The 20,620-nt window shown below is 59.5% G+C and carries 14 protein-coding genes, 4 tRNA genes and 1 riboswitch; of the genes, 4 read left to right on the top strand and 14 right to left on the bottom strand.

From position 1 onward, the window contains the following. The first annotated feature begins 46 nt into the window (after positions 1-46). The gene (locus HU759_RS20430) at positions 47-3,355 is read left to right on the top strand and encodes an EAL domain-containing protein (RefSeq protein WP_017138735.1); all 3,309 of its coding nucleotides are present in this window, start codon (positions 47-49) and stop codon (positions 3,353-3,355) included. On the opposite strand, the gene HU759_RS20435 is transcribed toward HU759_RS20430, so the two are convergent. The 13 genes from HU759_RS20435 to uvrB form a co-directional block, all read right to left on the bottom strand. Next, a complete protein-coding gene (locus tag HU759_RS20435; protein ID WP_225933002.1) occupies positions 3,341-5,254 on the bottom strand; it encodes a hypothetical protein in 1,914 nt (637 codons plus the stop codon). The genes HU759_RS20430 and HU759_RS20435 overlap by 15 nt on opposite strands. Before the next feature lie 177 nt (positions 5,255-5,431). Continuing rightward, a complete protein-coding gene (locus HU759_RS20440; protein ID WP_346274609.1) occupies positions 5,432-6,466 on the bottom strand; it encodes a hypothetical protein in 1,035 nt (344 codons plus the stop codon). Positions 6,467-6,544: 78 nt separating this feature from the next. Beyond that, complete coding sequence (locus HU759_RS20445) at positions 6,545-7,522, bottom strand: hypothetical protein (protein ID WP_170037938.1); 978 nt, start codon at positions 7,520-7,522, stop codon at positions 6,545-6,547. A gap of 572 nt (positions 7,523-8,094) precedes the next feature. After that, a complete protein-coding gene (locus HU759_RS20450; RefSeq protein WP_186617560.1) occupies positions 8,095-9,054 on the bottom strand; it encodes a tRNA-dihydrouridine synthase in 960 nt (319 codons plus the stop codon). Between the two features lie 55 nt (positions 9,055-9,109). Beyond that, positions 9,110-9,544, bottom strand: coding sequence for a thioesterase family protein (locus HU759_RS20455; RefSeq protein ID WP_186617559.1), 435 nt, complete (start codon positions 9,542-9,544; stop codon positions 9,110-9,112). Positions 9,545-9,581: 37 nt separating this feature from the next. Beyond that, positions 9,582-10,415 (bottom strand): alpha/beta fold hydrolase, encoded by an 834-nt coding sequence (locus tag HU759_RS20460; protein WP_017138729.1) that lies wholly within the window; start codon positions 10,413-10,415, stop codon positions 9,582-9,584. A 14-nt stretch (positions 10,416-10,429) separates the two neighbouring features. Next, positions 10,430-10,969: a TetR/AcrR family transcriptional regulator gene (locus HU759_RS20465; RefSeq protein WP_017138728.1), complete on the bottom strand. Its 540-nt coding sequence runs from the start codon at positions 10,967-10,969 to the stop codon at positions 10,430-10,432. A gap of 183 nt (positions 10,970-11,152) precedes the next feature. Further along, positions 11,153-11,228: transfer RNA gene (locus tag HU759_RS20470), tRNA-Glu, on the bottom strand. A gap of 79 nt (positions 11,229-11,307) precedes the next feature. Then, positions 11,308-11,383 (bottom strand) — tRNA-Ala (locus HU759_RS20475). A gap of 50 nt (positions 11,384-11,433) precedes the next feature. Next, positions 11,434-11,509 (bottom strand) — tRNA-Glu (locus HU759_RS20480). Between the two features lie 78 nt (positions 11,510-11,587). After that, positions 11,588-11,663 (bottom strand) — tRNA-Ala (locus tag HU759_RS20485). Positions 11,664-11,810: 147 nt separating this feature from the next. Beyond that, a complete protein-coding gene (gene gltX, locus HU759_RS20490; protein ID WP_017138727.1) occupies positions 11,811-13,292 on the bottom strand; it encodes a glutamate--tRNA ligase in 1,482 nt (493 codons plus the stop codon). 190 nt (positions 13,293-13,482) lie between these two features. Further along, entirely contained in the window at positions 13,483-15,498 is a 2,016-nt protein-coding gene (gene uvrB, locus HU759_RS20495; RefSeq protein WP_099548995.1) for an excinuclease ABC subunit UvrB, read from the bottom strand. A gap of 343 nt (positions 15,499-15,841) precedes the next feature. Between uvrB and HU759_RS20500 the strand changes: the two genes are divergently transcribed. Together HU759_RS20500 and HU759_RS20505 are read left to right on the top strand one after the other, a co-directional pair. Beyond that, positions 15,842-17,038 (top strand): amino acid aminotransferase, encoded by a 1,197-nt coding sequence (locus HU759_RS20500; RefSeq protein ID WP_058420170.1) that lies wholly within the window; start codon positions 15,842-15,844, stop codon positions 17,036-17,038. 101 nt (positions 17,039-17,139) lie between these two features. After that, complete coding sequence (locus HU759_RS20505) at positions 17,140-17,349, top strand: hypothetical protein (RefSeq protein WP_049712317.1); 210 nt, start codon at positions 17,140-17,142, stop codon at positions 17,347-17,349. A 48-nt stretch (positions 17,350-17,397) separates the two neighbouring features. Here the strand turns inward: HU759_RS20505 and HU759_RS20510 are convergent, their stop codons facing one another. After that, entirely contained in the window at positions 17,398-18,270 is an 873-nt protein-coding gene (locus HU759_RS20510) for a LysR family transcriptional regulator (protein ID WP_176991845.1), read from the bottom strand. 190 nt (positions 18,271-18,460) lie between these two features. Here HU759_RS20510 and HU759_RS20515 point away from each other — a divergent pair, with 190 nt between their 5' ends. After that, positions 18,461-19,852 carry an aldehyde dehydrogenase family protein gene (locus HU759_RS20515; RefSeq protein WP_186617558.1) on the top strand — a complete coding sequence of 464 codons (1,392 nt, stop codon included), beginning with the start codon at positions 18,461-18,463 and terminating at the stop codon, positions 19,850-19,852. Positions 19,853-20,347: 495 nt separating this feature from the next. Then, positions 20,348-20,542, top strand: a riboswitch (cobalamin riboswitch). The last annotated feature ends 78 nt before the right edge of the window (positions 20,543-20,620 follow it).

Below are 20,620 nucleotides of genomic sequence, written 5' to 3' on the forward strand. Positions count from 1 at the left end.
TGAATAATCCCGCGCCGAACGCCCATTGAGCCAAGGCCCATTGATAATGCGCAACCCCGTCGATTCCGTACCGCCCCTGCCGCGCATTTACGCCTTGGACCCTCAAGAGGCGGAACAAAGCTGGGAAAGTGCTCCACAATTGCTGGCGGCCCTCAATGCTGCCCGCCTTGGCGCGTGGTGCTGGGAAATCGATACGGGCAGGATCAGTTGGTCACGCGGCACCCAGGCGTTGTTTGGCTACGACCCTCGGCAACCCTTGCCCAAAGACCTCGACTACCTGGACCTGCTGGCGCCGCAGGACCGCGCCCGGGTGGTGCGCGCGTTCCATGCGGTGCTGGCGGGCGAGCCGTTCGAGCAGGCCATGCACCACCACATCCAATGGCCGGATGGCAGCCATCACTGGCTGGAAATCAACGGCAGCCTGGCGCCGGACAAAACCGGCCGGCGCCGCATGATCGGGGTAATTCGCGAAACCACTCGCCAACGCGAGCGCGAACACGCCCTCATGCAATCGGAAAAACGCTTCGCCACGCTGTTTCACCTGTGCCCCAACATGGTGTTGCTCACCCGCCAGTCCGACGGCCGCATCAGCGAAGCCAACCAGTACTTCGAGATTCACTTTGGCTGGCCCGTGGCCGAGGCCATCGGCCGCACCACCCTGGAGCTGGGCCTGTGGCGCCACCCCGAGGAGCGCGCGCTGCTGGTCAAGGCCACCCAGCGCAAGGGCGAGCCGATCACCATGGACGTGCAGTTCTGCGCCAGCAACGGCCAGATTCACGATGGCACCCTCAGCGCGCAAAAGGTCGAGCTTGAGGGCGAGGCTTACCTGATCAGCACCTTTCTTGACACCACCGACCGCAAGAACGCCGAGCAGGCCCTCAAGGACAGCCAGGAGCGCCTCGACCTGGCCCTGGATTCGGCGCAACTGGGCACCTGGGACTGGCATATCCCCACCGGCATGCTCTACGGCTCGGCCCGCGCTGCCCAGTTGCACGGCCTGCCGCCCGAACCGTTCCACGAAGCCTTCGATGCGTTTTTTGAAGGCATGTCCGATGCCGACCGCGAGGGCATGCGCAACGCCTACCGCAGCCTGCGCGAAGGCCCGGACGGCAACTATCAGTTGACCTACCGCGTGGAAATGGAAGATGGCAGCCCGCGCTATCTGGAAAGCCGTGCACGCCTGTATCGCGATGACGCCGGCAAGCCGCTGCGCATGGCCGGCACCTTGCTCGATATCACCGACCAGGTTGAACGCGAACAACGCCTGACCGCCTCCGAGGAAAAATTCGCCAGCCTGTTCCAGGCCAGCCCCGACCCAATCTGCGTAACCTGCCTGGACAGCGGCGTGTTTATCGAGATCAACCCGGCCTTTACCCAGACCTTCGGCTGGACCGCTGCCGACGTCATCGGCAACAGCGCCGAGCAGATCGGCCTGTGGGACGATTCGAGCCAGCGCCTGCAACGCATTGAGCAGGTGATCCGCGAACAATCGTTGAGCAATGTGGCCCTGGTGGTGCATCACCAGAACGGCCACAGCCTGACCTGCGTGATTTCCAGCCGGTTGATCAAGGTCGGTGACCAACCCTGCATTGTCACGACGTTGCGCGATATCACCCAGCAACAGCGCTCGGAAGCCGCGCTCAAGGCCAGTGAAGAGAAGTTCGCCAAGGCCTTTCACTCCAGCCCTGACGCGATTTCCATTACCGAGCGCGACACCGGCCGTTATGTCGAGGTCAACGACGGCTTCTGCCGCCTGACCGGCTACCGCGCCGAAGAAGCCATCGGCCTCACGCTCTACCAGATCGGCATCTGGGCCGATGAAAACCAGCGCGCGGCATTGTTGGCCGAACTGCAGATCAAGGGCCGCATTCATCACCTGGAAATGCTCTGGCACAACAAGCGCGGTGAAGTGTTGGCGGTGGAAGTCTCGGTCGAACCCATCACCCTCAATGAAACCCCGTGCCTGCTGTTGACCGCGCGGGATGTGAGCCTGCTGAAAAACGCCCAGGCGCAGATTCGTCACCTGGCCTACCACGACCCTCTGACCAACCTGCCCAACCGCGCGCTGCTGATGGACCGTCTCAGTCAGCAGATCGCCCTGCTCAAACGCCATAACCTGCGCGGCGCGTTATTGTTCCTCGACCTTGACCACTTCAAGCACATCAATGATTCCCTCGGTCACCCGGTGGGCGACACCGTGCTGAAAATAGTCACTGCACGGCTGGAAGCCAGCGTGCGCCTGGAAGACACCGTGGCGCGCCTGGGCGGTGATGAGTTCGTGGTGTTGCTCAGTGGCCTGGAAGGCACACGTACAGCGGTCAGCGGCCAAGTACAAGTATTGGCCGACACGCTGCGCGAACTGCTGTCGGAGCCGATGTTCCTGGATGGCCACCGCTTGCAGGTCACACCGAGCATCGGCGTGGCGCTTATACCCGATCATGGCTCCACACCGGCCGACCTGCTCAAGCGCGCCGATATTGCGCTGTATCGCGCCAAGGACTCGGGGCGCAACACCACGCAAATGTTCCACAACAGCATGCAGAAAACCGCCAGTGAGCGTCTGCGCATGGAGACCGACCTGCGCCTGGCGCTGTCACGCGGTGAGTTCAGCGTGCATTACCAACCCCAGGTGGATGCACGCGGCAACAAAATTGTCGGCGCCGAGGCGCTGGTGCGCTGGCAGCACCCACAATTGGGCGCGCAGTCACCCACCGAATTTATCAAGGTACTGGAAGACAGCGGCCTGATCCTGGAGGTCGGCACCTGGATTCTCGATGAGGCCTGCGGCGCCTTTGCGCAGCTGATTGCCGAGGGCCTGGTAGACCCGCTTAATTTCAGCCTGTGCGTGAATATCAGCCCCCGGCAGTTTCGCCAGAACGACTTTGTGGAGCGGGTAGAACACAGCCTCAAACAGCATCATCTGCCCTGCAGCCTGTTAAAGCTGGAGATCACCGAAGGCATCGTCATCCAGAACCTGGACGACACCGTGGCCAAGATGCGCCGCCTGAAAAAGCTCGGCGTGAGCTTTGCCATGGATGACTTCGGCACCGGCTATTCGTCGCTGACTTATCTCAAACGCCTGCCGGTGGATGCGCTGAAGATCGACCAGTCCTTCGTGCGCGATGCCACCCATGACCCCAACGACGCGGAAATCATCCGCGCCATCGTGGCCATGGCCCGCAGCCTCAACCTTGATGTAATTGCCGAGGGCGTGGAAACGCCGGAGCAACTGGCGTTCCTGCAAAAGCTGGGGTGCCATTTGTTCCAAGGGTATTTGCACAGCCGGCCGTTGCCGATCAAGGCGTTCAGGCAGTTACTGGTCCAACCGCCCTCACCCGGTCTACACCAGTTTTAACGCGTGAGCGCCTTTCTCCCAGTCCGAACCGGCCAATTTTATTGTTGACCCATAAAAATCGATAATTCCGTCAAAAACGCCTACGGAGTGGCCATGATTGGCAAGAGTGCCCGCAACGCCACTGGCCAATTGCTCGGCAGTGCTGCTACGCGTGAAGGCATACAAGCCAAGGCGCCGAAGTGCTTCGCCAGGGGTTTCTCTATCATTGAGCGTCCCCATGGCGGCCTCAAAACTCGCTTCAGCCCGAAACTCGTGATTTTCCATTTGCGCGCGCTTTGCGCTCACCGCGAACATGAAAATCGCATCGTGCAAAAGACCTTTATCTTCACCGAAGAAGTGCGAACCTTTTTGCGCTTTTTTCAACTCATCGTGGGTCAGGTGTACCGTGCATGAGTCACGCATGGTCACGGTATAACCCTCGGGTGTCTCAATAATGCGTTTATAAATGCCCTGGGGATTTTGACCGTACTTCATCATCGCGGCCTTGATCGCAGAGACGGTGACGCAGTTGAGTTCTGAACCTTGATAGAACCCACTCCAGATATTGTCAGGCTTGACGCCCACCTGACGATTGGAGAGGTTTGAAATGTTCCCGCCCGGTTGCGCCGACGAAGTGCTCGGCGGCTGCATGGCGAGCATATAGCCATAGTCTTTGACAACAGGCTGTTGTTTTCCCGACGAGTATTTGATGCCATCCAGTACAAACTCACCAGCGTAATTATCCAAGACAGCAACGGCGCCTTTTTTCAACATTTTTTCGGGTTCGACAATGCGCAGGAAACCGATCATCCCCATCCCTTTTAATGCCCGGTACACCGTATCATTAAGCATGACCGCGGATAACGCGCGCTCGAAGTTCCTCTGTTTATCAGGGTCCGTACTGGACAGTTGCACACGTTTTACATAGGCCGCCAAGATGAAATTGGCATCCATCACAATACCGCTGTCACCGCCGGTAAACCGCGAGACCCCGGCCGTGCGACTCCATTCTTCTTTGGACAGATGTAAAGAAAAACCGTCCTTCATGGTGATGTCATAGCCCTCTGCGGCCGCCGCGACCTTGTCGAACACATCCTGCGGACTTTGACCAAACCTCATCATCATCATTTTGATCACGGACGCATGCCGACGCGTATCGCCCTCACCGAACCGTCGTTCAGCGACGTCAAAACTTCTTACTCTATCGACAGGTTTCTGCCCCACTGCTCGAGTGGGGATGTCGGAAGACGAATCGCTCATTGGCGGCACGCCGGGGTCGGAGGGGCTCTGAGGCTGAGCGCTGGCACTCAAACCAGAGGCATTACCCTGCACCTCAACGGACGTATTGTGATTAACCAGCACGTAGACATAGGGACGCTCGACAGGTCGCTGGCCCCCATATTCATGGCTCACGCCCCCATAGACCAGGGCACCGCCAAATGTATGGGTTTGCATGACGCCGACCCCGCTGCCTGCCAACTGCGCCGACGGTACTTGGCGTAAAAAACCGGCCATGCCCAGGCCCTTGAGCACATTATAAGTCGTCTCACCACGCAACGAATTTGATAATGCAGTCTTAAACCCCTGACTATTACCTGCCTGAACGCCCATTAGTTGTTTACGTTTAACAAACACAGCCAATGCAAAGTTCGCATCACTGATCGCCGCCGGGTCATGTCCAACAATTCTTGAGCCGGCGGCTGTTTGCCGTAACTCGAGATCGGACACTTGAACTTTGTTGCCATCTCTAAGCGTGACCTCATACCCCTGCTCGGCACGTTTGACCTGCGTAAACAAGTCCGAAGGGCGTTGACCAAAAGTAACCATCATCATTTTGATAACCGCTAAGTGAGCACTGGCGTCATAGTCCTCACCAAAGCGTCTTTGAGGGGCATTGAATGCGTTGACAACGTCCAGCAATTTAACGTCTGTGGAGTGTGAGATCGGCCCTGTAAAAGGCAGGGAATGTACGGGTGTTGAACGAGTAGAGAGGTTAAGCCTGGCTACGTCCACAAAAATGACTCCTGCAGTCTGTCAATCAATACACGTTGAGAAGAAGAGTTAAATCAATGAGTTGCGATAAGTAGAAAGTTACGGTCAACGCTTATCTTTTATTACCTGATCATTCGCGCCCAGCGAGGCCAGGCCTTGACAGCAAGGAGTGCGCTTGAGTGCCACAGCCTCCCCTCGCCGAGGCTCAGCCCCGGGCCGCCCCCAAATCTCTTCAAGGCCATTGATGACTGCTACCGAGTGCCCCCGCCGATTACTCACGCCCACGTGACCTTCGGCAAGCTCACGCACGCTGACGTTTTTCATATAGTGAATTAGCCCTAACCGCAGGAAGCCCTCGCCAGGCTTTTCCTCATCCTCACCATCATTCAAACTCTCCACACCCGCGTCAAAGCTCTCACCCGCCGTTGTGTCGTTGTTCTCCTCATGTGCACGCTTGGCACTGACGGCAAACAAAAAGTGCGCATCCTTGAGCATGCCTTTATCGGGGCCGATGAACTGCGAAGCGCGCGAGGCGACTGCCAACTCTCGGTCGGTCAATGTGAGCGTGTAATTGTCGCGCATCGTTACCCGATAACCACCGTCCAGCCGCCTGACTTCGCGGTAGATGTCTGTCGGGCTTTGACCGAATGTGTGCATGGCAGCCTTGATCGTCGCTACCGTGGCACAGTTACCGCCTGGCCCCTGACGGAACCCACTCCAAATATTCAATGGCTTTGCGCCATTACGCTTATCGGACAAACCCGGGATATCGCCTCCATGCGCCTGCGCAGGCACGCAAGTCAGCACGGGCGCCGAGTCAGCTGGCGCGGCACGCCTCACCGCCTGGGGATTCACTTGGGGTTGTGGGGGCACATCGGGAAAGACCTTAGCCTTTGGCTGCGAGGGACCACTGGCCACTTGCGCTAAAAATGCGGCAACCCTGTCCACCAGGCTTTGAGCCCTTTGTTGCCCAGGCCTATCACTGGGCACCGGCACCGAGTTCCACCGCGAACCGGCATGTCTTGGCGCGTAAAAGGACGCGCGCTCATTGGGTGCGCCATGCAAATCCATGCTTGGCAGCTGACGCACATCTGGGTAAGCGATGTTATCAATTCGGTAATACACCATGACTTGCTCCACGTTTTTCAAACGGTTCCCCGAACCTTGGGCCCGGGGAAACGCGGCGTTATCGGCGAAGTAAAAACACCCTGGCGGGTGTCAGTTCCTCAGCCGGGAGCGGCTGGAGAAGCCCTGGTCCCAACGATCATTCTCATTTTCAGCAGGGCCTGGGCTCGTGACGCCAACCTTGGGCTTAGTGAGTACCTCCAAGTCTTCCTGCGGGGTCTTCCTGGGCGAGCCTGGCACCTCACTATGGATGTGGCGCGGTTTGCTATGGCTGTCGTGGTCGTGGTCGTGGTCGTCAATCGGTGCCGGCGCTACAGGCGTGATAGGCGAAACCGTCTTGAGCGTCTCGCCAACAGTGGGGTGCGGCTCGGCAGGGCTGTCAGGCTTAAGGTTTATCCGCGTCCGAGGGCGGTGATCAACCGGTACACTTACACCGGTTGTTATTCCATCGCGCTCAACCAAGGTCTCGGGACAGTGGCAATGGTTGATATTGACCTCCACCTTGACCTGCGGTTTTGCCTGATTGGTTACGCTCACACCGGATTCGCGCATCGGATGTGAAACACGGCTCCCGAAGACTGGTATCGCTGCTGGATGCGAATCCTCATCCGACTTCTCTTTTAGTTGATCCGCAACGTCCGAAATAACCTTGGACAGCGAGCCTGTTTGCAGCTTGCCTTTCAATTGAGACGCGGCAGCCGCAGCGTCCTTCAGCAGAGGTTGGGTGTGCACAGCCACGTCGTTCTGAGGGTATATACCTTGCGTGGTATTGGCTGTTGTATCGGTGTGAGGCATTAGGGCAACTGTTTCGGCCTTGCCCGAAAACATCTCACGCAGGGCGCTGACAAGTTGTTCAAACATATCAAACAGTTTCGTGAGCATGTTGGCATTATTCAACCCGTCACGCTGCAGAGCCGTGGAAAACTCAGTTCGGGGGGCGGGTGGAGTGTGCACCAAACCAGCCCCGTGCAGGCCAACAGGCTTACCGACATTGGGTTCTTTCGAGACTGTCAGGTCAAGGGGCAACGTATCAGAGTTGATAGAGGGCGAATGGTTGATCGAAAAAGACATTAGCAATTTCCTAATTAAGCGCAGCCTGGGCAATTAAAACCCAGAACAGCGACAGTCATTATAAGTGCTGCAAGCAACAGCGCTGCTTCACAGACCCTACTTTTGTGAAGCGCGAGATTATTGAGTTCCAGAAATCGCGCTTCATATAAGGAAACCAAATCAACCTTTAGGACTTTTCCCCGTTGTTATTCACGAAAAACCGAGACGTCGCTCACCCCTACCCGCATAACAGCGGACACATGCACTTATAAACTGCCAAGGCTGCAATTAAGCGACATGATTAACTAACCAACAAAACGACAACGTGTGATACTCCGCACTCAATGAAACACCTGTCGCAACATTTATTACTTGATTAGAAAACGACTGACTATTTAGAACAACTCTGTATCAATTTCCAAACCCGGTTTGGCAGCGACTGTTGCTTTCCAGCACTAAAAAAGCTTCCGACAGCGAAAAAACGCCACCTCTCAAGCTTGGCGAGCCTCCGCGGCAATACCTTTAAATGCAAAAATGCTCCGTATCTTTCAATACGGAGCATTTTTGAAACAAAGGCGGCTGTGATCGCTTCACTACGCCGGGTCGGGATGCTTCATACCCAGCAAGCGGCTAACCTGCTCCAACCCGGTTTCGCGGCGCAGCGCGGTAAACAACTCGACTGCCTCGGGGTAGTTGCGCGTGAGCATCGCCAGCCACTGCTTCAAACGGCCCGGCGCCTGCTTTTCGGTCAGTTGCGCCACCGATTGGCGCCAGAACTCCTGGAGCATCGGCTGCATGCCTGCCCACGCCATCTCTACCACCTCTTCGCCTGCCTTCGCCGCCACAATCTGCCGCGCCAGGTCCGGGCGGGCCACCAGGCCACGGCCAAGCATGATGTCTTCGGCGCCGCTGACTTCGCGGCAACGCTTCCAGTCTTCGACGCTCCAGATATCGCCATTGGCAAACACCGGCACCTTGACCACGTCTTGCACCCGCGGAATCCACTCCCAATGGGCCGGCGGCTTGTAGCCATCGGTCTTGGTGCGCGCATGCACCACGATGTGCGCCGCGCCGCCTTCAGCCAGGGCCGTGGCGCACACCAACGCACCGTCGGGGCTGTCGAAGCCCAGGCGCATTTTCGCGGTGACCGGGATATGCGCCGGCACGGCGCGGCGCACGTGCTCGACGATCTGGTTGAGCAGCTCGGGCTCCTTGAGCAATACCGCACCGCCACGGGATTTGTTGACGGTCTTGGCCGGGCAGCCGAAGTTCAGGTCGATCACCTCGGAACCCAATTCGCACGCCAACGCAGCGTTTTCCGCCAGGCACACCGGGTCCGAGCCCAACAACTGCACGCGCAACGGCACGCCCGCTGCGGTGTGGGCACCGTGCAGCAGTTCGGGGGCGAGCTTGTGGAAATAGGCCGGGGTGAGCAGGCGGTCGTTGACGCGAATGAACTCGGTCACGCACCAGTCAATACCGCCCACGCGGGTCAACACGTCCCGCAGGATGTTGTCGACCAACCCCTCCATGGGCGCCAAAGCAATTTGCATGGGAAACACTCAACAAAAATCGTGGCGCAGTTTACTGGGTTTCCCACAGCAACCGTTAACCCCCTTTCAGGGCCGGGCCATAGCCATCGAGAAACTCGGCGGGCATGCGCTTGGGTTTGCCGCTGGACAGCTCGATGCAAACAAAGGTGGTTTGCGCACGCAGCAGGGTCGCACCATCGCTGGGGCGTACCAACTGGAAGCGCCGAGTCATCTTCAGCCGCTGGTCCCAGTCAACGATCCAGGTAGCCAGTTGCAACTCGTCACCTTCGTAGCCGGCCGCCAGATAGTCGATCTCATGGCGCACCACGGCCATGGCGCGGTCCAGCCGGCGATACTCGGCGAGGTCCAGCCCCAGACGCTGGGAGTGACGCCACGCACAACGCTCCAGCCAGGACACGTACACCGCATTATTGGCGTGCCCAAGGCCATCGATGTCTTCAGCGGCGACCTGCAGGTCGATGATAAACGGCGCTGCCAGATCCCAGCCCATGCCTTGCTCCAGTCGATGAATGTCGCCGGGCAGTGTATCAGGCGGTTTGCCGCTCCTGTAAACGACTGCCGGCCAACAGGGCCAACACACCCTCGATCACCCGTGGATCGGCCAGCACCCGCTGATGACCGCCCTGCTCCAGGCGCAGCAGGCGGCTGTCGAACCAAGCCTCATGAATGGCTTGCGAGGCTTTGACCGGGACGAACGTGTCGTCTTCAGCGTGCACGATCAACCCCGGCAGGTTCATCTGGTAGTGGGCCACATCCAGGTGCTTGAGCGGCATGCCGAAAGTCTGTTCGACCTCCTGGATAAACGCCGAGCGCGCACGCGGCGGCAAGCCCACCATGCGGGTAAAGCCACGCAGCACATCCAGGAAGCGCGAGGGCGCGGCAATGCTCACCAGCGCTTCAGTGCGCAACCCCAATTGCACCGCCAGCATCGCACTGGCGCCGCCCATGGAATGCCCGACCACCGCATGCAGCGGCGGCAACTCAGCGGCAGCATCGAGCATGGCGCGGGCAAACAGCAACACATGCGCTTCACGCCCCGGCGAGCGACCATGGGCCGGGCCATCCAGGGCTATTACCGAATAACCATTGTCCACCAACGCGGTGATCAAGCTGGCGAACTGCGTGGGGCGCCCTTCCCAACCGTGCATCAGCAATACTGCTGGGCCTTGGCCCCAGCACAACGCTGACAAGCCGAAACGCAAGGTGATGCGCTCCGATTGCGCCAGCAGCGGCAGCTCCCAATCTCGCGGCGGCAAGTTGCGCGGTGTCATGAAGGTGCGGCGCAATTTGCTGGCCACCGTTCGCGGCGCCAAACGGCCAACGGTGCCATGGAAACCACGAATCCAGGTTAATGCGCCCATCATGCGACTCCTCTTTAACGCACTGCCGACTTGGCGGCGCGCAACACGCGGTCGGACAATTCACCTGGGCCAAGCGCACGAGCCAGCGCCAGGCCGCCGATCATCAAGGCCATGTCGGCCAGGGCCTTGTCGGTGTCTTCGGGGCTGGCGGCCAGTTGGGCGGCCATCAATTCGGTGTGCTCGTTGAGCGCCAGGCGGAACTCGTCCGGCAGGCGGCTCATCTCGCCCACGGTGGCGGGGATCGGGCAGGCGTGGTCGGTGGAGTCGCGGTGCTTGCGCGACAGGTAGAACGCCGCCACCAGGCTTCTGCGCTCCTCACCGGTCAGTTGCGCGTCCATGTCGTCGATCGACGCACGCCGCCGAGCCAGCAACTGGGTGAAGGCCTCCAGCATCAGCGCGTCCTTGCTTTCAAAGTGCGCGTAGAAACCGCCGACCGTGAGCCCGGCTGCGCCCATGACTTCGCCGACACTCGGCTCAGCCGGGCCGCGCTGGATCAACGCCGCGCTGGCAGCCTGCAAAATGCGTTCGCGGGTTTGCGCTTTTTTATCGCTCATCAGTGCCTCCGTCTCTCATGGGTTGAATATTATTACCATAATAATATTTAGCAAGCGACAGGCGTGACCGCTGGTCAGGACAGAATAAGGGGCACTGAGGAGAGAATTGGCCAAACGCCAGACAAACAAAAGGGCCATTCAATAATTGAATGACCCTTAAAAATCCCGCAGAGCGGGTAATCGTGGCGTCCCCTAGGGGACTCGAACCCCTGTTACCGCCGTGAAAGGGCGGTGTCCTAGGCCACTAGACGAAGGGGACACAAACCTTCTATACACTGATCAGCGCTGAGAACTGATCGATTCAAGGACGGTGTGGCCAGAACCTTGAACCTGTAAATTGGTGGAGCTAAACGGGATCGAACCGTTGACCTCTTGCATGCCATGCAAGCGCTCTCCCAGCTGAGCTATAGCCCCGGATTTTTCGTCTCGCGACGCAGCAGACCTTTCGAGCTGCTTGTTGAAACTGGCGTCCCCTAGGGGACTCGAACCCCTGTTACCGCCGTGAAAGGGCGGTGTCCTAGGCCACTAGACGAAGGGGACAAAACCTTCTGTACAACCGATCAGAGCTGAGTTCTGATCAATTCAAGGACGGTGTGGCCAGACCTTGAACCTGTAAATTGGTGGAGCTAAACGGGATCGAACCGTTGACCTCTTGCATGCCATGCAAGCGCTCTCCCAGCTGAGCTATAGCCCCTCATCGGTGAGGACGGGGCGAATCTTAATGGCGGTTTGGAAGTGTGTCAAATTTATTTTCAACAATTTCCAAACTTTTTTGCCGGGATAACAATCACTTACCGGCGAAACCCCGGAAAACCGGGGTTTCGTCGTAACAACAGCCTGCTTAAGCGATAGCGCCCAGCAGCTTTTCCCACTCTTTGTTTTCTTTCTTCGACACACCCCCAAGCAAATCAAGGGCTTGGCGCAGACGGAAACGCGTAAGGTCCGGGCCGAGAATTTCCATCGCATCGAGCACCGACACCGAACTGGCCTGCCCGGTGATCGCGGCAAACATCAGCGGCATGGCATCGCGCAATTTCAATTCCAACGATTCCACCACTGCCTGGATTGTCGCGGTGATGGCATCTTTCTCCCACTGGCGCAGGCTTTCGAGCTTCCACAGGATCAACTGCATCAACTGGCGAACCTGATCACCGGAGAGCTTCTTGGACTCAAACAGCTTGGCGTCCGGGTTCACGCCACCGGCGAAGAAGAAGCTGGCCAATGGTGCGACCTGACTGAACGTCTCTACCCTGCCCTGCACCAGCGGCGCGATCTTCATCATGTACTCGGGGTTCAGCGCCCACTGCTGCACACGGCTGGCAAACTCTTCCACCGGCAAATCACGCAGCCACTGGCCGTTGAGCCACGACAGCTTCTCGATATCGAAGATCGGCCCGCCGAGGGAAACGCGCGACAGGTCGAAGTGGTCGACCATTTCCTGCAGCGAGAACTTCTCGCGCTCGTCCGGCATCGACCAGCCCATGCGGCCCAGGTAGTTGAGCATCGCCTCAGGCATAAAGCCCATGCGCTCATAGAACGTGACGGAGGTCGGGTTCTTGCGCTTGGACAACTTGCTCTTGTCCGGGTTACGCAACAGCGGCATGTAGCACAGCTGCGGTTGCTCCCAACCGAAGTACTCGTACAGCAGAATCAGTTTAGGCGCCGACGGCAGCCATTCTTCGCCGCGCAGCACGTGGGTGATGCCCATCAGGTGGTCGTCGACCACGTTGGCCAGGAAGTACGTCGGCAGGCCGTCGGTCTTCATCAGCACTTGCATGTCCATGCGGTCCCACGGGATCTCGACGTCACCGCGCAGCATGTCCGGCACCACGCACACGCCTTCGCTCGGCACTTTCATGCGGATCACGTGCGGCTCGCCGGCGGCCAGGCGCCGGGCCACTTCTTCCTTGGACAGCAGCAGCGCGCGGCCGTCGTAACGCGGGGTTTCACCACGGGCCTGTTGCTCGGCACGCATCTGGTCGAGTTCTTCGGCGGTGCAGAAGCACGGGAAGGCGTGGCCCATGTCGACCAGTTGCTGGGTGTACTGCTTGTAGATGTCGCTGCGCTCGCTCTGACGATACGGGCCGTGCGGGCCGCCGACGTCCGGGCCTTCGGCCCAGGTAATCCCCAACCAGCGCAAGGCATCGAAAATCTGCTGCTCCGACTCACGGGTGGAGCGCACCTGGTCGGTGTCTTCGATCCGCAGGATGAATTCACCGCCGTGCTGCTTGGCAAAGCAGTAGTTGAACAGGGCGATGTAGGCAGTACCGACGTGGGGATCCCCAGTAGGCGATGGCGCAATGCGCGTGCGGACGGTGGTCATGGCAGGTCTCGAATGGGCGATAAAACTGAAAATTGAAACAAGGGGCGAATGGTAACACCAGCGCGGGGGGTTCTGGCAGACCGCGGTGTCGCTATCGCAGGCAAGCCAGCTCCCACATTTTGACTGTGTTCACACATCAACTGTGGGAGCCGGGCTTGCCCGCGATGAGGCCAGACCGGCCAGCGAAAAATCAAACAGCCAACAACCGCTCCCGCAACTTGCCGATCTCATCGCGCGTCTGCGCCGCCGCCTCAAACTCAAGATCGCGCGCCAACTGGTACATCTTCTCTTCCAACTGCCGAATCCGCTTGGTGATCTCACTCGGCGAGCGCAGTTCGTTCTCGTACTTGGCGCTCTCCTCGGCCGCCTTGGCCATGCCCTTGCGCTTCTTGCTGCGCGAGCCCGGCACGGTGGCGCCTTCCATGATGTCGGCGACGTCCTTGAACACGCCCTTCGGGGTAATGCCATGCTCCAGGTTGAAAGCGATCTGCTTGTCCCGACGGCGCTCGGTTTCGCCAATCGCCCGCTCCATGGAGCCGGTGATGCGGTCGGCATACAGAATCGCGCGACCATTGAGGTTACGCGCGGCACGGCCAATGGTCTGGATCAACGAGCGCTCGGAACGCAGGAAGCCTTCCTTGTCCGCATCCAGAATCGCCACCAGCGAAACCTCCGGCATGTCCAGGCCTTCGCGCAGCAAGTTAATGCCCACCAGCACGTCAAACACACCCAGGCGCAAGTCGCGGATGATCTCCACGCGCTCCACGGTGTCGATGTCCGAGTGCAAATAACGCACACGCACGCCGTGGTCGGCCAGGTAATCGGTCAAGTCTTCGGACATGCGTTTGGTCAGCGTGGTGACCAGTACGCGCTCTTCCAGGGCCACGCGCTTGGTGATTTCCGAGAGCAAATCATCGACCTGGGTCAGCGCCGGGCGGATTTCAATCTGCGGGTCCACCAGCCCGGTCGGCCGCACCAACTGCTCAATCACACGGCCGGCATGTTCGGCTTCATAGTTGCCTGGGGTTGCAGACACGAAGATGGTCTGCGGGCTGATGGCCTCCCACTCGTCAAAACGCATCGGCCGGTTATCCAGTGCCGATGGCAGACGGAAGCCGTATTCCACCAACGTCTCTTTACGCGAACGGTCGCCCTTATACATGGCGCCGACCTGCGGCACGCTGACGTGGGATTCGTCGATCACCAGCAGCGCGTCGTCGGGCAAATAATCATAGAGCGTCGGCGGCGCGGCGCCGGCTTCGCGCCCCGACAGGTAGCGCGAGTAGTTTTCGATGCCGTTGCAGTAGCCCAGCTCCAGGATCATCTCCAAATCGAAGCGGGTGCGCTGCTCCAGGCGCTGGGCTTCCACCAGCTTGTTGTTGGCGCGCAGGTATTCCAGACGCTCTACCAGTTCGGCCTTGATGCCTTCGATCGCCCCCATCAGGGTTTCCCGCGGCGTCACGTAGTGGCTTTTCGGATAGAAGGTGAAGCGCGGCAGTTTGCGGATCACCTCGCCGGTCAACGGGTCGAAGGCCGACAGGCTCTCGACTTCATCGTCGAACAGCTCAATGCGGATCGCTTCCAGGTCGGATTCGGCCGGGTAAATGTCGATCACATCGCCACGCACACGGAAGGTGGCACGGGCAAAATCCATGTCGTTGCGGGTGTACTGAAGGCTTGTCAGGCGGCGCAGCAGTTCGCGCTGGTCGAGTTTGTCGCCGCGATCGACGTGCAGCACCATTTTCAAATAGGTTTCCGGGCTGCCCAGGCCGTAGATGCACGACACCGTGGTGACGATGATTGCGTCCTTGCGCTCCAGCAACGCCTTGGTCGCCGACAACCGCATCTGCTCGATATGGTCGTTGATCGACGCATCCTTCTCGATAAAGGTGTCGGACGACGGCACATAGGCTTCGGGCTGGTAGTAGTCGTAGTAGGAGACGAAGTACTCCACCGCGTTGTTCGGGAAGAACGCCTTGAACTCACCGTACAACTGCGCGGCCAGGGTTTTGTTCGGCGCCAGCACCAGAGTCGGGCGGTTGATCTGCGCGATCACGTTGGCGATGCTGAAGGTCTTGCCTGAACCGGTCACCCCGAGCAGCGTCTGGTGCGCCAGGCCGGCTTCGATGCCTTCGACCATCTGGCGAATGGCTTCGGGTTGGTCGCCGGCGGGTTCAAAACGGGTGACGAGCTGGAAATCCGACATAACGTACCTCGTGAAGTCACCCCAGACTCGAAACCGCCAGGGACGAAATAGCTCAGCAACCCGCGAATAGTCTTCGCAGGTTGCAGGAAAAAACCATGATAGCTGTAGAAGTGGTGGCGAATGTGACGGGTTTCAAGGCAATCGTCCTACCTGCCGTCGCTGATCAATATTGCAATAAGACTAACGGTGGGCAAATAAACCGAAAAACTTGGCTTAAAAGCCGTTTCGGTTGTCGCCCTGAGCCTGGATGGCCTCTATACTAGCTCCCCGTTTGTGCACCGCTCTAGTGCATTCGGCTGGAGCGCGACACGTCCCTCCATTCCCCCATAGAGCTGCCGCAAAAATGAGCCTGTTCTCCGCTGTCGAAATGGCACCACGCGATCCAATCCTGGGCCTCAACGAAGCATTTAACGCCGATACACGAACCACCAAGGTCAACCTTGGCGTGGGCGTTTACTGCAACGAGGAGGGGAAGATTCCACTCTTGCGTGCCGTTGCCGAAGCGGAAGCCATTCGCGTGGCGCAACACGCCGCCCGTGGCTACCTGCCGATCGACGGTATCGTGGCGTACGACCAGGCCGTGCAAAAGCTGCTGTTCGGCGCTGAGTCGCCACTGCTGAGCGCCGGCCGTGTGATCACCGCCCAAGCGGTCGGCGGCACCGGCGCGCTTAAAATCGGCGCGGACTTCCTCAAGCAACTGCTGCCCAACGCCGTCGTCGCTATCAGCGACCCGAGCTGGGAAAACCACCAGGCCCTGTTCGAAAAAGCCGGCTTCCCGGTGCAGACCTACCGCTACTACGACGCCGCCACCCATGACGTCAACCGTGCCGGCCTGCTCGAAGACCTCAACGCCCTGCCGCCACAGTCCATCGTGGTGCTGCACGCCTGCTGCCACAACCCGACCGGCGTTGACCTGAGCCCGGCCGACTGGCAAAACGTGCTGGAGGTCATCAAGGCCAAGAACCTGGTGCCGTTCCTCGACATGGCCTACCAGGGCTTTGGCGACGGCATCCACGAAGACGCCGCTGCTGTGCGCCTGTTTGCTGAATCGGGCCTGACCTTCTTTGTCTCCAGCTCGTTCTCCAAGTCGTTCTCGCTGTACGGCGAACGCGTGGGCGCGCTGTCGATCGTCAGCGAATCCAAGGAAGAAAGCGCGCGCATCCTGTCCCAGGTCAAACGCGTTATCCGCACCAACTACTCCAACCCGCCGACCCACGGCGCGGCGATCGTGGCTGCGGTGCTGAACAACCCTGAGCTGCGTGCCCAGTGGGAAGCCGAACTGGCCGAGATGCGCCTGCGCATCCGCGGCATGCGCGAGCAGATGGTCGCCGAACTGGCCAAGGCTGCACCGGGCCACGACTTCAGCTTCGTCGGCCGCCAGCGTGGGATGTTCTCCTACTCCGGCCTGACCGTTGAGCAAGTCACCCGCCTGCGCACCGAGTTTGGTATCTACGCGCTCGACACCGGCCGCATCTGCGTGGCCGCGCTGAACCAGTCGAACATTGGTGCGGTCACTAAAGCGATTGTTCAGGTTCTATAAACCTGCCAGCGTCGTACGAAGGGGGAAGCCGATGGCTTCCCCCTTTTTATTGGCGAACCCACTAGACTGAACCCTGATCGCCCCTTTGCTGTGAGAGCCCTATGAGAAACGACGACCTGGACCTGCGCGCCGACCGCGACGAACTGCATGACTACACCCCGCGCGCGCCGCAAGCCAAGCGCCAGAAAAGTCTGGTGCTGCAAGTGGCGCTGGGTGTGTTTCTGGGTGGGTTGGCCTTGTGGCTGGTGCAGCTGGGCGCCACGGCACTGATGGCCAAGCTGGCCATGGGCACCCTGCAATTTGGCGGTTAAAAACACGATCAAAATGTGGGAGCTGGCTTGCCTGCTCCCACACTGGCTCTACTTCGCCTGCAGACCGCGTTCCTCCAGCAACTTCACAAAGCTGTTCAAACTCTGCGACACCGTACCCCGGCGCCAGATCAGCCAGGTATTGAGCAGGCGAAACGCGTCGGTCAACGGCCACACACTCACCGTCGTAAACCCCGGCATGCTCTCCAGCATGCTGCGCGGCATCAGCGCCAGGCCGGCCCCGGCGCTGACGCAGGCGAGCATGCCGTGGTACGACTCCATTTCGAAAATCTTGCCCGGCACCGCGCCATCCTGTGAAAACCAGCGCTCGAAGTGATGGCGATAGGAGCAATTGGAGCGAAAGGTGTAGATGCTCTCCCCGGCCACATCCTGGCCCCGCGTGATCGGCGCATGGTGCAGCGGCGCAATCACCACCATCTCCTCTTCAAACACCGCCACGCCTTCCAGCGTGGCATGCAGCACTGGCCCATCGACAAACGCCGCCGCCAGGCGCCCCGACAGCACACCCTCGATCATCGTGCCCGACGGCCCGGTGCTCAGGTCCAGCTCGACCTTGGTGTGTTTCTGGTTATACGCCGCCAATAGCGCCGGAATGCGTACAGCCGCCGTACTCTCCAGCGAGCCAAGCGCAAACGCGCCCTGAGGCTCCTCCCCGGCCACGGTTGCGCGGGCCTCCTGCACCAAATCAAGAATGCGCCGCGCATAACCGAGGAAATTCCAGCCGGCTGGTGACAGGCGCAGGCGGCTTTTCTCACGGATAAACAACTCCACGCCCAAATCCTGCTCCAGTTGCTTGATGCGTGTGGTCAGGTTCGACGGCACGCGATGAATCAACTGCGCGGCGGCGCTGATGCTGCCTTGCTCGGCAACGGCCTTGAAGATTTCCAGCTGCACCAGATCCAAGTCATTCTCCAATCGTGAACGTATGTGAGCGTTCCCACGCTCTGCGTGGGAATGCCGCCAAGGACGCTCCGCGTCCAAAATCCAACATCCATTCTCAATTCGAGAACGTATCACTTAATATTATTCAGTTTCCAGAAAACATGCATCCCCGTAGGCTGACCCCATTCCACTCATTCAGCCGGACGGTGCCATGAACGCTATTACTCACCAGACCCACGCCTTGTCGATCAACCCCGCCAATGGCGAAATGGTCGCCAACTACCCCTACGAAACCGCGGCGCAACTGGACGCCGCCCTAGACCGCGCCACTGACGCTTTCCGCAGCTGGCGCCGCCAGCCGGTGAGCCAACGCGCTGAACTGCTGCTGGCCCTGGCCGGTGCATTGCGCGAGCAAGCCGAAGACATGGCCCAGATGATCACCCTGGAAATGGGCAAACCCATCGCCCAGGCCCGCGCCGAAATCGAAAAATGTGCACAGCTCAGCGAGTGGTACGCCGCCCAAGGCCCAGCCATGCTCGCACCGGAACCGACCCTGGTGGACAACGGCAGCGCGCAGATCGAATATCGTCCGCTGGGCCTGATCTTCGCCGTCATGCCGTGGAACTTCCCGGTGTGGCAAGTACTGCGCGGCGCCGTGCCGACCTTGCTGGCCGGTAACACCTACGTGCTCAAACACGCGCCGAATGTGATGGGCAGCGCCTACCTGATCCAGCAGGCGTTCCAGAAAGCCGGTTTTGCCGAAGGTATTTTTGAAGTGGTCAACGTGACCAACGACGGCGTATCCAAGGCCATCGCCGACCCACGCATCGCCGCCGTCACCCTCACTGGCAGCGTGCGCGCCGGTATCGCCATCGGCTCCCAAGCCGGTGCAGCGCTGAAAAAATGCGTGCTGGAATTGGGCGGCTCCGACCCGTTTATCGTGCTTAACGACGCCGACCTTGATGCCGCCGTGCAGGCCGCCGTGATCGGGCGCTTCCAGAACAGCGGCCAGGTCTGCGCCGCCGCCAAGCGCCTGATCATCGAAGCAGGTGTGGTGGAAGCTTTCACAGCCAAATTCCTTCAGGCCAGCCGCGCGCTGGTAATGGGCGACCCGACCTCGACCCACACTTACGTCGGCCCGATGGCCCGTTTCGACCTGCGCGACGAGCTGCATGGCCAAGTCCAAGCCACCCTGGAAGAAGGCGCGACCCTGCTGCTGGGCGGCAATAAAGTGCCCGGCGCCGGCAACTACTATGAGCCGACCGTACTGGCCAACGTCACCGACCAGATGACCTCGTTCAAACAGGAACTGTTCGGCCCCGTGGCCTCGATCATCACCGCCCGCGATGCTGACCACGCCGTGGCCCTGGCCAACGACAGCGAGTTCGGCTTGACCGCCAGTATCTTCACCACCGACTCGGCGAAGGCACGGGATATCACCAACCAACTGGAAACCGGCGCAGTATTCGTCAACTCGTTCAGCGTGTCAGACCCACGCGTGGCGTTTGGCGGCGTGAAAAAGAGTGGGTTTGGCCGCGAACTGTCGCACTTTGGTGTGCGTGAATTCTGCAACGCACAGACCGTGTGGCTGGATCGCAAATAAAACCGGCAACACCCTTCAACTGTGGGAGCTGGCTTGCCTGCGATAACCATAGGTAACTACACAACCGGTTAGTGGCCAGTGGGCTGTTGTGGCGAGCAGGCTTGTCCTGCGTTGGGCCGCGAAGCGGCCCCAAACCCAGACACCACAGGAGAAATAGGCTGCTTTAAAAAGTTGTTTAGATACCTATGCTGCGATAGCGGTGCATCAGTGACAACTCCTTGGCTGACCCACTGCCATCGCAGGCAAGCCAGCTCCCACCTTTGATCTGCGGTGCTTATCGATTAGTCGACCGTCACGTTCCCCACTGCTTTTGCAGCTTGCCTTTACTCGCTTCCAGCACTTGCTCGCGCGTTACTCGGTTGGTAGGCATGGTCACCTTCTCCAGGCCTTCAAAAGCGCAGGCGTCCCCAACTGAACCGGCGAGCAGTAGGCAGGCCCAAGGCATAGCTCTTATTCTTCGCAGGAATGGCGCCAATTCCCCCCGCACCCCGCAATCGACTACCATACCGCGCCGGTTCCCAAACGGGACTAATAGGGAATTCGAAGCGCGGCCCATCGCGCCAATCGAAACTGCCCCCGCAACTGTAGGTGCCGAGCCTGCTCCCCATTGCCACTGGACCACGTCCGGGAAGGCCGGAGCGAGGCGACGACGCATCAGTCAGGAGACCTGCCGGCCCAGCGTTATCACTCACCGGCGGGGTGTCCGGGAAGGACATCCGCGCCCTGCAAACCTGCAGCGTTCAAAGGTGTGTTTCCGAGCCGTACCTG

This window comes from Pseudomonas sp. OE 28.3 (assembly GCF_014268205.2).
Lineage (GTDB): Bacteria > Pseudomonadota > Gammaproteobacteria > Pseudomonadales > Pseudomonadaceae > Aquipseudomonas > Aquipseudomonas edaphica.

Excerpts from the sequence above, each read along its gene's own strand:
- HU759_RS20430 (WP_017138735.1), top strand. The coding sequence starts at position 47 with ATGCGCAACCCCGTCGATTCCGTACCGCCCCTGCCGCGCATTTACGCC.
- HU759_RS20445 (WP_170037938.1), bottom strand. The coding sequence starts at position 7,522 with ATGTCTTTTTCGATCAACCATTCGCCCTCTATCAACTCTGATACGTTG.
- HU759_RS20450 (WP_186617560.1), bottom strand. The coding sequence starts at position 9,054 with ATGCAAATTGCTTTGGCGCCCATGGAGGGGTTGGTCGACAACATCCTG.
- HU759_RS20455 (WP_186617559.1), bottom strand. The coding sequence starts at position 9,544 with ATGGGCTGGGATCTGGCAGCGCCGTTTATCATCGACCTGCAGGTCGCC.
- HU759_RS20460 (WP_017138729.1), bottom strand. The coding sequence starts at position 10,415 with ATGGGCGCATTAACCTGGATTCGTGGTTTCCATGGCACCGTTGGCCGT.
- HU759_RS20465 (WP_017138728.1), bottom strand. The coding sequence starts at position 10,969 with ATGAGCGATAAAAAAGCGCAAACCCGCGAACGCATTTTGCAGGCTGCC.
- gltX (WP_017138727.1), bottom strand. The coding sequence starts at position 13,292 with ATGACCACCGTCCGCACGCGCATTGCGCCATCGCCTACTGGGGATCCC.
- uvrB (WP_099548995.1), bottom strand. The coding sequence starts at position 15,498 with ATGTCGGATTTCCAGCTCGTCACCCGTTTTGAACCCGCCGGCGACCAA.
- HU759_RS20500 (WP_058420170.1), top strand. The coding sequence starts at position 15,842 with ATGAGCCTGTTCTCCGCTGTCGAAATGGCACCACGCGATCCAATCCTG.
- HU759_RS20505 (WP_049712317.1), top strand. The coding sequence starts at position 17,140 with ATGAGAAACGACGACCTGGACCTGCGCGCCGACCGCGACGAACTGCAT.
- HU759_RS20515 (WP_186617558.1), top strand. The coding sequence starts at position 18,461 with ATGAACGCTATTACTCACCAGACCCACGCCTTGTCGATCAACCCCGCC.